Origin of the sequence: Streptomyces sp. NPDC097595 (genome assembly GCF_044761525.1) — a bacterium.
Lineage (GTDB): Bacteria > Actinomycetota > Actinomycetes > Streptomycetales > Streptomycetaceae > Streptomyces > Streptomyces drozdowiczii_A.
In genome coordinates this window covers 497,624-509,909 of the sequence record NZ_JBIWCN010000003.1, presented here as the reverse complement: position 1 = coordinate 509,909, position 12,286 = coordinate 497,624, and the positions used below count along the sequence as shown (strand labels likewise).

Genomic DNA, 12,286 nt, shown 5'->3' with positions numbered 1-12,286 from the left:
ATCTCCAGGCTCGAAAGAGGACTCAGCAGGAACGACGACCTCACTCACGCCTACCGTGAATGGCTCCAAGCCGCTTGACAGCAATAGGAGCATCAGCCCCGCCGCGGCCGGGTCCGCCGCCCCCTCCCCCGTACCTGAGAATGGGCACGTGAGCGATGAGAGACACGTGCTGGTGCTGCCCGACCACGATGCCGCCGAGGGTGCGGCGGAGGAGCTCGCCGACCGCTTCGGCGTCACCGACGAACCGCAGCTCGTACGGGACGCTCTGGCCGGCGAGGACGACGCCGAGGACGCCCAGTGGCTGGTCGTCGTGGAGGACCCGGACCACCGTCTCGACCCGGCGGCGCTCGACGCGTTCGCGGCGGAGTACGAGGGGTGGCTGGAGGCGCCGTAGGACCGGCGCCCACGGAACCGGCCCCAGGGGGCGGGGACTCAGCCCTTCGGGACGATCTGGACGTCCATCTCGATGGAGATGCTCGGGCCGACGACCGCGATGCCACGGGCCAGCATCGTCTGCCAGGTGAGCGTGAAGTCCTCGCGGTGCAGCTGCGTGGTGGCGCGGCAGGCGGCCCGGGACTCGCCCTCCATGCCGTTGCCGAGCCCGAGGTACTGGGTGTCGAGGGTCACCGTACGGCTCACCCCGTGCAGCGTGAGCGCACCGCTCACACCCCACCGGGTCCCGCCCCGGTGCACGAAGCGGTCGCTGTAGAACTCCAGCGTCGGGTAGCGCCCGACGTCCAGGAAGTCGCCGGAGCGCAGGTGGTCGTCGCGCATCTGCACGTTCGTGTCGATCGACGCCGCGTCGATGACGACGTGCATCGCCGGGTCCTCCATCCGGTCGGCGATCCGCACCGCCCCCGCGAAGGTGTTGAACCGGCCGTGGATGCGGGCCATCCCGATGTGCCGGGCGGTGAAACCGATCTGGGAGTGCATCGGTTCGATCTCCCAGTCGCCCGGCTCGGGCAACTGCGGCGGGGCGGCGATCTGGAGGGTCACATCGCCGAGGCTCGCATGGCCGCCCTCGGTGACCGTGGCCGAACCGTGGAAGGGGGTGAACCCCTCCGCCGTGACGGCCAGCCGGTACTCCCCCGCCGGAATCGTGGCCATGACACTGCCGTACGGGTCGGTCTCGCCCCGGACCACCTTGCGTCCCGCGCGGTCCGTCAGTACGAACTCCGCCGCCGCCACGGGCTCGTTGACCGGGTCGAGCACCCGGCAGCTGAGGACGCCCGCCGAGTCCGGCACCACCAGCCCGGCGAGGGCGTTGCCCCGAGCGGCACCCGTCGCACCCTTGTTTCCGAACCAACGGCCGAACATCTCCACACACTCCCGGGCACTCGCTCACCTCGGGCCGGAGGGCAGACGTCGTTGTCGGAGCAGCGGCCCGCCGACGAGCATGCATTCGACCACCATTGAGGCGTTCGAGGCAAACAGAGCGGGTCGCGGCGGCTTGGGCGCAGGTGTTACCGAAGGTCCGATTTTCCGGGCAGCCGGTCCAGGCGCAGACCGAAGTGGTCCCGGTAGGCCGCCAGCACCTCGTCGTCGCCGCCCAGCGGCGTCTCGTGCCGCTCGCCGCCCACCGTAGTGAGGAGCTTGCGACCGCTGAGGGTGATCCGGCCGTCGTCCGTGCTGCGCGAGCAGACCGGGGCCCGGGTGAAGTGGGAGTCGGGCGAGGTCCGGTGGTACCAGGCGCCGGCCCGGAAGTCGGCCAGTTCCCTCGGCCGCCGCTCCAGCCGCAGCCGGGGCGTGCCGTCGCAGAGGACGTCGAGGTCCCCGGACTCCCCGCCGTCCGGGGCCGGCGCGATCCGGAAGGTTCCGCCCGGGTCCTTCTGGTCGGCGCGGTCGTCGAGCGCGAGCGGATGCCTGGCGTGGTCGCCGAACCCGACGTCGGCGAGCCAGGGCCCGGTCCCGTCCTCCGTCTCGACGCGCAGCGCCAGATGGTCGTACGGGATGCCGAGCCGTCCCCCTTCGCCGTGGACCCGGGCCTGGAGGAGGGTGACGCGGAAACCGAGCGCCCGCAGCAGTACGGCGAAGGCGCCGTTGAGTTCGTAGCAGAAGCCGCCGCGCTCGCGAGCCACGATCTTGTCCAGGAGCGCTCCGTCCTCCAGCACGATGTCCTCGCCGAGGTGGATGGAGAGGTTCTCGAAGGGCACCGCGATGAGATGGCGCAGTTGCAGCTCACGCAGCGCCGGGGCGTCGGGGCGCGCGGGCCTGGCGGCGCCGATGCGGTCCAGGTAGGCGTCGATGGTCTGCGGCAGCTGCGGGTCCATGGGGCCAGTCTCCGCCGCCGCCCGGGCCGCGCGCCATGCGCCACTGGTCCTAGGTCCGACGACGGTGTTACGTGGTCGGCGCGCCGGTTAGCGTGCGCGGCATGCCCCTTCCGGAACCGGCGCGCAGCCGTGAACAGCGCAAGCAGGACGTACTCGACCGCCTGGAGAAGGACACGGACGCCTGGGTGTCGACGGCCTCCGCCGACGGGGCGCCGACCCTGGTGCCGCTGTGGTTCGTATGGGACGGGGAGACCCTGCTGATGGCGACCCGGCGCGCCAACCCGACGGCGGTCAACCTGACGCCGGACGGCCGGGCCCACATCGCCCTGGGCCACACCCGCGACGTGGTCATGATCGAGGCTAGGGGAGAGGTGGTAGAGGGCACGGACCTTCCGCCGGCGTCGGGCGACGCGTTCGCCGCGAAGTTCTCCTGGGACCTGCGGGGGCGCCCCGCCTGGGTGTACCTCCGCTTCACCCCGTACGCGGTACGGGCCTGGCGGGAGTCCAACGAGCAGCCCGGCCGCGACCTGATGACGGACGGACACTGGCTGGTCTGAGACCGGAGCCCCGGAGGCTCCGGGGGTGCGGGTGGCTCCGGTGGCTCCCGGCACGTGCGCGGCGGGGAGCGCCGCCCGCCGCCTCGTCGCGTACCTCGTCATGACCGCCCCACCGCCCGCAGCCCGCTCCCCGCACCGGTCACCGCGATCGCCCCGTCCCTGTCGGTGCGCAGCACCACCGCCCCCTGTCCCGCGAGCGCGTCGACGGTCCGGGGCGCCGGGTGCCCGTACGGGTTGTCCCGGCCCACGCTCACCAGCGCGAACCTGGGCCGGACGGCCCGCAGCAGGGCGCTGTCCTGGTACGCGGAGCCGTGGTGGGCGACCTTGAGCACATCCACCCGGGGCAGCTCCGGATGGCTGAGCAACAGCGCCCGCTGGGCGGCCGGTTCCAGATCGCCGGGCAGCAGCAGGGTGAGCCCGCCGGTCCGCACGAGCAGGGTGACGCTCGCGTCGTTCGGATCCTGCGGAACGTCGTACGGGACGGACCCGGCCGCCGGGACCGCACCCGCCGACACCTTCCCCGGAGGCCACAGCACCTGCCAGTCCAGCTCGCCGATCCGCCGCCGTTCGCCGGGCGCGGCCCGCACGACGGGCACACCGGCCCCCGCCGCCGTTCTCCGGACGAACGCGGCCTGCTCCGGCGGCTCGTCCAGGCTCGTCGTCTCGATCGCGCCCACCGCCCGGCCGCGCAGCACCCCGGGGAGGCCCCGCACATGGTCGGCGTGGAAGTGGGTGAGCAGGAGCAACGGGACACGGCTGACGCCCAGTTCGCGCAGGCACCGGTCGACGGGCCGGGGATCGGGGCCGGCGTCCACGACCACGCCCGAGCCCCGCCCCGCCGCGAGCACCAGGGCGTCGCCCTGTCCGACGTCGCACATGGCGAACGCCCAGCCGGGCGGCGGCCACCCGGTCAGCACCCGGGTCAGCGGTACCGGCCGGAGCACCGCGAGGACCAGCAGCAGCGCGGTGGCCGAGCAGACCCAGGGGCGGCGCCCGGCCCAGCGCACGGCCGGTACCAGGACCAGGATGACGGCGGCCAGCAACGCGGCCCCCGTCCTGGCCACCGAGGCGATCCACCCCGCCGGCCACCCCGCGACCGTGGCGAGCAGCCCGGCCGCCGGCATCGCCACCGGCGCCAGGGCCAGCGCGGCGAACCCGAGAACCGTGGCCGGCGCCACGGCGAATTCCGCCAGCAGATTGCACGGGACCGCCACCAGACTCACCCGGGACGCGAGCAGCACCACCACGGGCGAGCACACCGCCTGCGCGGCGGCCGCCGCGGCCAGCGCCTCCGCCAGCCGTGGCGGCACCCGGCGCCGGCACAGCGCCTCGCTCCAGCGCGGGGCGAGGGTCAGCAGGGCGCCGGTGGCCAGGACCGACAGCACGAAGCCGTAACTGCGCGCCAGCCACGGGTCGTAGAGCACCAGCAACAGCACGGCGGCGCACAGCGCGGGGATCAGCGTCCGGCGCCGCCCGGTGCCGATGGCAAGGAGCGTGATCAGCCCGCACGCGGCGGCCCTCAGCACACTCGGTTCGGGCCGGCAGACCAGGACGAAGGCGAGCGTGAGCCCCCCGCCGAGCAGTGCGGTCATCCGCAGGGAGATCCCGAGCCTGGGCGCCAGTCCCCCGCGTTCGACGCGCAGCGCCCGGCCCGGCGGCCCGATGAGCAGAACGAGCAGAATGCCCAGGTTCGATCCGGAAACAGCCATCAAGTGCGTGAGGTCGGTCGCCCGGAACGCGTCGTGCAGTTCGGGGGTGACCCGCGACGTGTCGCCGACGACCAGGCCGGGCAGCAACGCCCGCGCGTCGGGGCCCAGTCCGTCGGTGGCCTCGCGCAGCCCGGCGCGCAGCCGGCCCGCCGTGCGCTGGAGGAGGCTGGGCGGCCCGGTCACCCTGGGCGGGGCCTTGCCCTCGGGCCGCAGCACGGCGGCGACCCGTTCGCCCGTGTGCAGTGGGGGCGCCAGCCGCCCGGCGATCCGCAGGCCGGTGGAGGGGAGCAGCCGCTGCCAGGCGGCCGCCGCGCCGCCCGGCGGGACGATGACCAGGACCGGTGTCCGCAGCCGTACGGCCGTGCCGTCGGCCCGCGTCAGCCGGGTGATCTCCGCGTCCAGGAGCAGGGAGGCGGGCGTGCTGTGGTCGCCGCGCACCCGGGGGAACGTGCGCCGGGCGTCGGAGGTGAGGGTGATCTCCGCCTGGACACGCGCGAACTGCCGGGCCAGGCCGGGCACGGGGCCCCGGCGCGCGTCGGCACCGTGCAGAGCGGCGGACGCCGCCCCGGCCGCCGCACAGAGCAACACCGCCGCGACAGCGGTCGCCCGCAACCGCCACCGCGCACACCCAGCACCGGACACGGCGCCGCCGTCGACCACACCCCGCACCCCCGCATCACCAGCTTCCCCACCCACGACCCACGCCCAGGCGTCACCGCCGACGCCACCCCCGTCCCGCACCCCGCCGCCCCCACCCCGCGCCCCGACGCCACCACCGCCGGCACCGCCCCCGTCCCCCGCACGAGACCGTCGCAGCCCCACCGCGAGGAGCACCATCGCCGTCCCCAGGCAGAGCACCACCCCCATCGCCGCCCAACGCCCCGGGGCGCCCACCGCGAGTCCCGCGCCCGCCCAGGCCGCCGCTGCCGGGGCGAGCAGCCGGAGGTCGGCCGGGCCCTCCTGTCGGGGGTCGGAGAGCCCCAGCCGCTTACCCGAGGCCGCGTGAATGTCCGGCGCCTCGTGGGCCCCCGCCGCGCGCGTCCCCGACGCCCCGAGGGCGCCCCCCGCGTCCCCCGCGTTCACGGCCGCACCCGGGGCCGCAGATCCGCGAACCGGCGGTCGCCGATCCCGTTGACCTCGCGGAGTTCCTCCACGGACCGGAATCCACCGTGCTGCGTGCGGTAGTCCACGATGTGCTGGGCGAGCACGGGCCCGACGCCCGGAAGCCCCTCCAACTGCTCCGCCGTCGCGGTGTTCAGGCTCACCGGCCCGCCGCCCTCGGCGGCGGGACCGCCCACGCCGGGGGCCGGGACCGGGGCCGGTGGAACCCCCACCACGATCTGCTCGCCGTCCATGAGCACCCGGGCCCGGTTGAGCCCCGCCAGGTCCGTCCCGGGCCGCGCCCCGCCCGCCGCCGTCAGCGCGTCGTCCACCCGCGATCCGGCGGCAAGCCGGCGCAGCCCCGGGTCCCGCACCTTCCCGCTGACGTCCACCACGATCTGCCCGCCCGGACCGGCGGCGGGACCGGGAGACGGCTCGGGCCGCCCACCGCCCTCCTCATCCGCGTCCGCGGCCGCCTCCGGCGCAGGCGCATGCACCGCCTCACCGACCATGTCCGGCGCCCGGACGCCCTCGGGCCGGGCGGACCAGAAGTGCATCCCGGCGAACACGGCGGCCGCGACCAGCACCACGGCGAGCGCGGCCAGGGTCTTCGGCTCCAGACCGCATCGGAGCTGCACCCACATCGGCAGCCGCTCCCGCACCGCGAACACGGCCGCCGCCCACCGCCCCACGGGTGCCGCGCCCATCACACCCGCGGGCGCCTCCCCGTCAACGCCCGCAGTACGGGTCTCCTCCACAGGTGGCGCCACAACCGGCACCGCCGCGCCGACACCCCACCGCGCGACGCGCCCCCCGGACCCACCCGCCATCAGCGCGTCGGCCCGGCTGCGCGCCGCCGCGACCGCCTCCGCGCGGGCCGTGGTCCGGCGTCGGCGGCCCGGTCCGGGGCGCGCCGCCCGTCGCAGGCGCCCGTCGGAATCCGGGGCGCGGCCGGGGCCCGCACCCGGTCCGCCGGGTCCGCTGGTTGCACGATGTGATCGGGAAGCCATGGACCAGGACGCTAGGCATCCCCGCCGAATCCCGCTGGCCACAGCCGATTTCCGTGGACAACGGGCTCATTGTGCATAACTCGCCCACTCCGGAGAGTGACGCCTTCGCCGGGCGCCAGGCAGCGGGCGCCGGCCGCCGGGTATCTCAGCGCGGCGAGACCACCGCGCCCAGCAGCCCCGGCCCGGTGTGCGCGCCGATCACCGCGCCGACCTCGCTGACGTGCAGGTCCGCGAGGCCGGGCACGCGTTCCCGCAGCCGCTCGGCCAGCCGCTCCGCGCGCTCGGCCGCCGCGAGGTGGTGCACCGCGATGTCCACGGGCCCGCTGCCCGCGCGCTCGGCGACGATCTCCTCCAGCCGGGCGATGGCCTTCGAGGCCGTCCGCACCTTCTCCAGGAGCTCGATCCGGCCGCCGTCGAGCTGGAGCAGGGGCTTGACCGCGAGGGCCGAGCCCAGCAGGGCTTGCGCGGCGCCGATCCGGCCGCCCCTGCGCAGGTAGTCCAGGGTGTCGACGTAGAAGTACGCGGAGGTGGCCGACGCACGTTTCTCGGCCGCCGCCACCGCCTCGTCCAGGCCGCCACCCGCCTCGGCCGTCTCGGCTGCGGACAGGGCGCAGAAGCCGAGGGCCATGGCGACCATGCCCGTGTCGACCACGCGCACCGGCACCGGGGCGTCCTTCGCCGCGAGCACCGCCGCGTCGTACGTACCGGAGAACTCCGACGACAGGTGGAGCGAGACGATGCCGCTCGCACCGGCCTCCGCGACGGCCCGGTAGGTGGCGGCGAAGACCTCGGGGCTGGGCCGGGACGTCGTCACGGAGCGGCGTTTCTGGAGGGCCAGGGCCAGCGAACGGGCCGAGATCTCGGTGCCCTCCTCCAGGGCCTGATCGCCCAGCACCACGGTCAGCGGCACCGCTGTGATGCCGTGCCGCCGCATCGTGTCGGGCGGCAGGTAGGCCGTTGAATCGGTGACGATCGCGACATGGCGGGACATGCCCCGGAGGTTACCCGCAGGCGCGCCGACTAGGCAGTCCGACCCCGCGCGAGCGATCAGTCACGGTCGCTTCACATCGCATCCTGCCACCCTCGGTCACGGGTGGTCGCGGCGTACTCCCCCAGGAGCGCCGCTCAGTTGGTGGTCTCCGGCCGGGCCGTCTTCTGCCACGGGTAGGCGGTGCTCTGCCGGGGGTCCCGGGCGGTGATGGCCTCGGGCGCATCGGGCTCCCCGCCCCAGTCCCCCGGCGCCACCGGCCCCTGACCAGGGCCCTGGGCCGCCGTGGGCTCACCGGAGGCCGTCGTCCAGTGCCGCAGCGCCCCGGCCTCCACATCGATCTGCGCGTTCAGCGCCGACAGCTCGTCGTCGGCGAACTTGTGGGCCCGGTCCCGGGCGGCCCAGCGCAGCGAGTCGGCGGACCCGGTGATCTGCTCGGTGCGCTTCCTCAGGCCCGGCAGCCGCGAGGCCACCGTCGCCTTGTCGGGCTCGCGCTCCAGCGCCTTCAGCTCCGCGTCCAGCTCGTGCCCGTGCACGCTGAGCCGGTCGAACAGGCCCAGGGACTCCGCCAGCGACGCGTCCTCGGCCACGCCCGCCCGCAGGGCGTCCTGGGTGGCGCGCATCGACGTGCGCAGCGAGAGGCGCAGCTGTGCCAACTCACCGCCGACGCCCAGCTGGCCGTAGCTCTTGGCCCGCAGGGTGGTCTCCTCGACGGTGCGGCGCGCCTGCGTGATCGTGCGGTCGACGCCGCGCCGGGCCGCCCCGACCACCTTGACCGTCGCGTAGGCGCCCAGGGCCACGAAGGCGACGAGCAGCCCCAGAATCAGGATCACGGCTTCCATGAGCGCCCCTCGGATGGTGTGACGGCCTCCGGTACACGTACACCGGTCCTCTCCACCGTAAACGGAACAGGCAGGTTGGGGGTTCCACCGGAACCCCCAACCTGCCCGTAGGGGAAAGCCCCCACCCGTCTCCGCGACTACGCGGGAACGATGTTCACCAGCTTCGGCGCGCGGACGATCACCTTGCGGATGCCCGCGCCGCCCAGCGCGGCGACGACGGCCGGGTCGGCCAGGGCCAGGGCCTCCAGCTCCTCGTCGGTGATCGACGGGGAGATCTCCAGGCGCGCCTTGACCTTGCCCTTCACCTGCACCACGCAGGTCACGGTCTCGTCCACGACGTACGCCGGGTCGGCCACCGGGAAGTCCTGGTGCACGACCGACTCCGTGTGGCCCAGCCGGTGCCACAGCTCCTCGGCGATGTGCGGGGCCAGCGGCGCCACCAGCAGTACCAGGGCCTCGGCGACCGGGCGGGGCAGCGGGCCGCCCGCCTTGGTCAGGTGGTTGTTCAGCTCGGTGACCTTGGCGATCGCCGTGTTGAAGCGCATGCCGGCCATGTCGCCGCCGACGCCGTCGATGGCCTTGTGCAGCGCGCGCAGCGTGTCCTCGCCGGGCTCGGAGTCGACCACGGTGACCTGGCCGGTCTCCTCGTCGACGATGTTGCGCCACAGCCGCTGCAGCAGCCGGTACTGGCCGACGACCGCACGCGTGTCCCAGGGCCGCGACACGTCCAGGGGGCCCATGGCCATCTCGTACAGGCGCAGCGTGTCCGCGCCGAACTCGGCGCAGACGTCGTCGGGCGTGACGGCGTTCTTCAGGGACTTGCCCATCTTGCCCAGGACGCGGGAGACCTTCTCGCCCTGGTAGTAGAACGCCCCGTCGCGCTCCTCGACCTCGGCCGCCGGGACCGCGATGCCGCGGCTGTCCCGGTAGACGAACGCCTGGATCATGCCCTGGTTGTACAGCTTGTGGAACGGCTCGGCGGAGGAGACGTGGCCCAGGTCGTGCAGCACCTTGGACCAGAAGCGCGCGTACAGCAGGTGCAGCACGGCGTGCTCCGCACCGCCCACGTACAGGTCGACGCCGCCGGTCGGCTGCCCCTCGCGCGGCCCCATCCAGTACTCCTCGATGGCCGGGTCGACCAGCTCCTCGGAGTTGTTCGGGTCCAGGTAGCGCAGCTCGTACCAGCAGGAACCGGCCCAGTTGGGCATGGTGTTGGTCTCGCGGCGGTACTTCCGCGGACCGGAACCGTCGCCCAGGTCCAGCGTGACGTTGACCCACTCGGCGTTGCGCGACAGCGGGGTCTCGGGCTGGGTGTCGGCGTCGTCCGGGTCGAAGGTGCGCGGCGAGTAGTCGTCCACCTCGGGCAGTTCCAGGGGCAGCATCGACTCGGGCAGCGGGTGGGCGATGCCCTCCTCGTCGTACACGATCGGGAAGGGCTCGCCCCAGTAGCGCTGGCGGCTGAACAGCCAGTCGCGCAGCCGGAAGTTGACGGTGCCCTCGCCGACGCCGTGCTCCTTCAGCCACTCGGTGATACGGGCCTTGGCGTCGGCGACGCCCAGGCCGTTCAGCGAGATCTCCTCGTTGGCGGAGTTGACCAGCTTCGCGTCGTACGAGGCGAAGGCGTCCTCCCACGTCGAGGCGTCGGTGCCGCGGTCGTCCGACGGCTCGACCACGCAGCGCATCGGCAGCTCGAAGGCGCGCGCGAACGCGAAGTCGCGGGCGTCGTGCGCCGGGACGGCCATGATCGCGCCGGTGCCGTAGCCCATCAGGACGTAGTCGGCGATGAAGACCGGGATCTGCTCGCCGCTGACGGGGTTGGTGGCGTACGCGCCGGTGAAGACACCGGTCTTGTCCTTGGCCTCGGCCTGGCGCTCGACGTCCGACTTGGAGGCGGCCTGCTTGCGGTACGCGGTGACCGCCTCGGCCGGGGAGGCGTGGCCGCCCGTCCAGACCGGGTGGGTGCCCTCGGGCCAAGCGGCGGGGATGATCCGCTCGACCAACTCGTGCTCCGGCGCCAGCACCATGTAGGTGGCGCCGAACAGGGTGTCCTGGCGGGTGGTGAAGACGGTGACGCTGCCCGCGCCGTCGACCGGGAAGTCGACCCGTGCGCCCTCGGAGCGGCCGATCCAGTTGCGCTGCTGCAGCTTGATCGCCTCGGGCCAGTCCAGCCCGTCCAGGTCGTTCAGCAGCCGGTCCGCGTAGGCGGTGATGCGCATGTTCCACTGGCGCAGCTTCGCCTTGAAGACCGGGAAGTTCCCGCGCTCGGAGCGGCCGTCGGCGGTGACCTCCTCGTTGGCCAGGACGGTGCCCAGGCCGGGCGACCAGTTGACCGGCGCGTCGGAGGCGTAGGCCAGCCGGTACTCGCCCAGGACGTCGGCGCGCTCGGCGGCGCTCAGCGCGGACCAGTCACGGCCGTCGGGGGTGGCGCGCTCGCCGCTCTCGAACTGGGCGACCAGCTCGGCGATGGGCCGGGCGCGGTCCGCCTCGGTGTCGTACCAGGAGTTGAAGATCTGCAGGAAGATCCACTGGGTCCACTTGTAGTACTCGGACTCGATCGTGGCGAACGAGCGGCGCTTGTCGTGGCCCAGGCCCAGCCGGCGCAGCTGCGCCGTCATGTTCTCGATGTTGGCCTCGGTGGAGACCCGCGGGTGCGTGCCGGTCTGCACGGCGTACTGCTCGGCGGGCAGGCCGAAGGCGTCGAAGCCCAGGGTGTGCAGGACGTTGTGCCCGGTCATGCGCTGGTGGCGGGCGAAGACGTCGGTGGCGATGTAGCCCAGCGGGTGGCCGACGTGCAGCCCCGCACCCGAGGGGTACGGGAACATGTCCATGATGAACTTCTTGGGCCGGGCGGCCAGCTCCGGGTCGCCCGCCAGGTCACCGGTCGGGTTGGGCGCCTCGTACGTGCCCTGGGCGTCCCAGAAGTCCTGCCAGCGTGCCTCGATGTCGGCGGCCATCGCTGCCGTGTAGCGGTGCGGCGCAGCGGCGTCCGCTGCGGTATTCGTCTCGCTCATGATCCTCAAAGCTCCATCGATCGTCATCTGCCGGCATCCACGTCTACGGACACATGTCCTGGGAAACGAAAAATCCCCTCGCACAGGAGGGGACGCCGCGCTGATGCCGACCAGGCGTTCTCACCGGTCGGGACTGATCAGCGCGGCTCGCTAAGCAGAAGGGCTACGGCACGCATGGCGTCAGGGTACCGCACCGGGCCGGTCCCCCTCCGGGCAATAGCCCGCTGACCGGCCTCCGCACACAGAACGGCGGGCCATCCCCATTGGGATGGCCCGCCGTTCCTTCTTCACTGTGGAGCTAAGGAGAATTGAACTCCTGACCTCTTGCATGCCATGCAAGCGCTCTACCAACTGAGCTATAGCCCCTCGTCGTGCCGCCCGGTCTCCCTGGCGACATCGAGAACAGTACCGGTCACCCGGGCCGTCCACCAAATCGATTCCTGTCCGACCGGTTTTCCCGCGCCGGAGGAGGGGAAGCGGTCAGGCCGTGGCGAAGGAGTAGAAGCGTTTGAGGGTGCAGTGCTCCTCAAGGAGCCGGCCGTAGATCGGCTCCCCCTCAAGCTCCCGGTAGGTCTCGATGGGGTCGCCTTTTATGATCAGTGCCCGTGCGCATTCCTCGCACCAGTACTGATAGTCCGCGTTGACCGGGTCCATGTCCCTGACGATGGGCGTACCGCTGCCGCACCAGTCGCATTTCCGCCTGTGAGCGCCCATGGATCAGCTCCGGCCCCGGCGGAAGAAAGGCGGCTGCGGGACCTCGTGGCGGCTCCCAGGCATCGCGCACACCCTCCCGTTCGG

10 protein-coding genes and 1 tRNA gene are annotated in these 12,286 nt (G+C 73.3%); 2 read left to right on the top strand and 9 right to left on the bottom strand.

Annotated elements, in window-relative coordinates:
- Window positions 1-148: 148 nt before the first annotated feature.
- On the top strand, window positions 149-394 hold the full coding sequence (locus ACIQZN_RS07130) for a hypothetical protein (RefSeq protein WP_403989139.1): 246 nt from the start codon (window positions 149-151) through the stop codon (window positions 392-394).
- Window positions 395-432: 38 nt separating this feature from the next.
- Here the strand turns inward: ACIQZN_RS07130 and ACIQZN_RS07125 are convergent, their stop codons facing one another.
- Entirely contained in the window at window positions 433-1,317 is an 885-nt protein-coding gene (locus ACIQZN_RS07125; protein ID WP_403989137.1) for a YceI family protein, read from the bottom strand.
- A gap of 146 nt (window positions 1,318-1,463) precedes the next feature.
- Window positions 1,464-2,270, bottom strand: coding sequence for an arylamine N-acetyltransferase (locus tag ACIQZN_RS07120; RefSeq protein ID WP_403989135.1), 807 nt, complete (start codon window positions 2,268-2,270; stop codon window positions 1,464-1,466).
- A gap of 101 nt (window positions 2,271-2,371) precedes the next feature.
- Between ACIQZN_RS07120 and ACIQZN_RS07115 the strand changes: the two genes are divergently transcribed.
- Window positions 2,372-2,827 carry a pyridoxamine 5'-phosphate oxidase family protein gene (locus tag ACIQZN_RS07115; protein WP_403989133.1) on the top strand — a complete coding sequence of 152 codons (456 nt, stop codon included), beginning with the start codon at window positions 2,372-2,374 and terminating at the stop codon, window positions 2,825-2,827.
- A gap of 98 nt (window positions 2,828-2,925) precedes the next feature.
- On the opposite strand, the gene ACIQZN_RS07110 is transcribed toward ACIQZN_RS07115, so the two are convergent.
- The 7 genes from ACIQZN_RS07110 to ACIQZN_RS07080 all read right to left on the bottom strand — a co-directional run bounded on the left by ACIQZN_RS07110 (window position 2,926) and on the right by ACIQZN_RS07080 (window position 12,202).
- Window positions 2,926-5,619 carry a ComEC/Rec2 family competence protein gene (locus ACIQZN_RS07110; RefSeq protein WP_403989131.1) on the bottom strand — a complete coding sequence of 898 codons (2,694 nt, stop codon included), beginning with the start codon at window positions 5,617-5,619 and terminating at the stop codon, window positions 2,926-2,928.
- Window positions 5,616-6,407, bottom strand: a complete 792-nt coding sequence (locus ACIQZN_RS07105) for a helix-hairpin-helix domain-containing protein (RefSeq protein ID WP_403989129.1) — start codon at window positions 6,405-6,407, stop codon at window positions 5,616-5,618. Before ACIQZN_RS07105 ends, ACIQZN_RS07110 begins: the two co-directional genes overlap by 4 nt.
- Before the next feature lie 385 nt (window positions 6,408-6,792).
- On the bottom strand, window positions 6,793-7,638 hold the full coding sequence (locus ACIQZN_RS07100) for a DegV family protein (RefSeq protein WP_403989127.1): 846 nt from the start codon (window positions 7,636-7,638) through the stop codon (window positions 6,793-6,795).
- Between the two features lie 134 nt (window positions 7,639-7,772).
- Window positions 7,773-8,477: a hypothetical protein gene (locus tag ACIQZN_RS07095; RefSeq protein ID WP_403989125.1), complete on the bottom strand. Its 705-nt coding sequence runs from the start codon at window positions 8,475-8,477 to the stop codon at window positions 7,773-7,775.
- Between the two features lie 137 nt (window positions 8,478-8,614).
- Window positions 8,615-11,488, bottom strand: coding sequence for a leucine--tRNA ligase (gene leuS, locus ACIQZN_RS07090; protein WP_403989123.1), 2,874 nt, complete (start codon window positions 11,486-11,488; stop codon window positions 8,615-8,617).
- A 293-nt stretch (window positions 11,489-11,781) separates the two neighbouring features.
- Window positions 11,782-11,854, bottom strand: a tRNA-Ala gene (locus ACIQZN_RS07085).
- Window positions 11,855-11,968: 114 nt separating this feature from the next.
- Window positions 11,969-12,202, bottom strand: a complete 234-nt coding sequence (locus ACIQZN_RS07080; protein ID WP_018103228.1) for a hypothetical protein — start codon at window positions 12,200-12,202, stop codon at window positions 11,969-11,971.
- Window positions 12,203-12,286 lie beyond the last annotated feature (84 nt).

Excerpts from the sequence above, each read along its gene's own strand:
- ACIQZN_RS07125 (WP_403989137.1), bottom strand. The coding sequence starts at position 1,317 with ATGTTCGGCCGTTGGTTCGGAAACAAGGGTGCGACGGGTGCCGCTCGG.
- ACIQZN_RS07120 (WP_403989135.1), bottom strand. The coding sequence starts at position 2,270 with ATGGACCCGCAGCTGCCGCAGACCATCGACGCCTACCTGGACCGCATC.
- ACIQZN_RS07115 (WP_403989133.1), top strand. The coding sequence starts at position 2,372 with ATGCCCCTTCCGGAACCGGCGCGCAGCCGTGAACAGCGCAAGCAGGAC.
- ACIQZN_RS07100 (WP_403989127.1), bottom strand. The coding sequence starts at position 7,638 with ATGTCCCGCCATGTCGCGATCGTCACCGATTCAACGGCCTACCTGCCG.
- ACIQZN_RS07095 (WP_403989125.1), bottom strand. The coding sequence starts at position 8,477 with ATGGAAGCCGTGATCCTGATTCTGGGGCTGCTCGTCGCCTTCGTGGCC.
- leuS (WP_403989123.1), bottom strand. The coding sequence starts at position 11,488 with ATGAGCGAGACGAATACCGCAGCGGACGCCGCTGCGCCGCACCGCTAC.
- ACIQZN_RS07080 (WP_018103228.1), bottom strand. The coding sequence starts at position 12,202 with ATGGGCGCTCACAGGCGGAAATGCGACTGGTGCGGCAGCGGTACGCCC.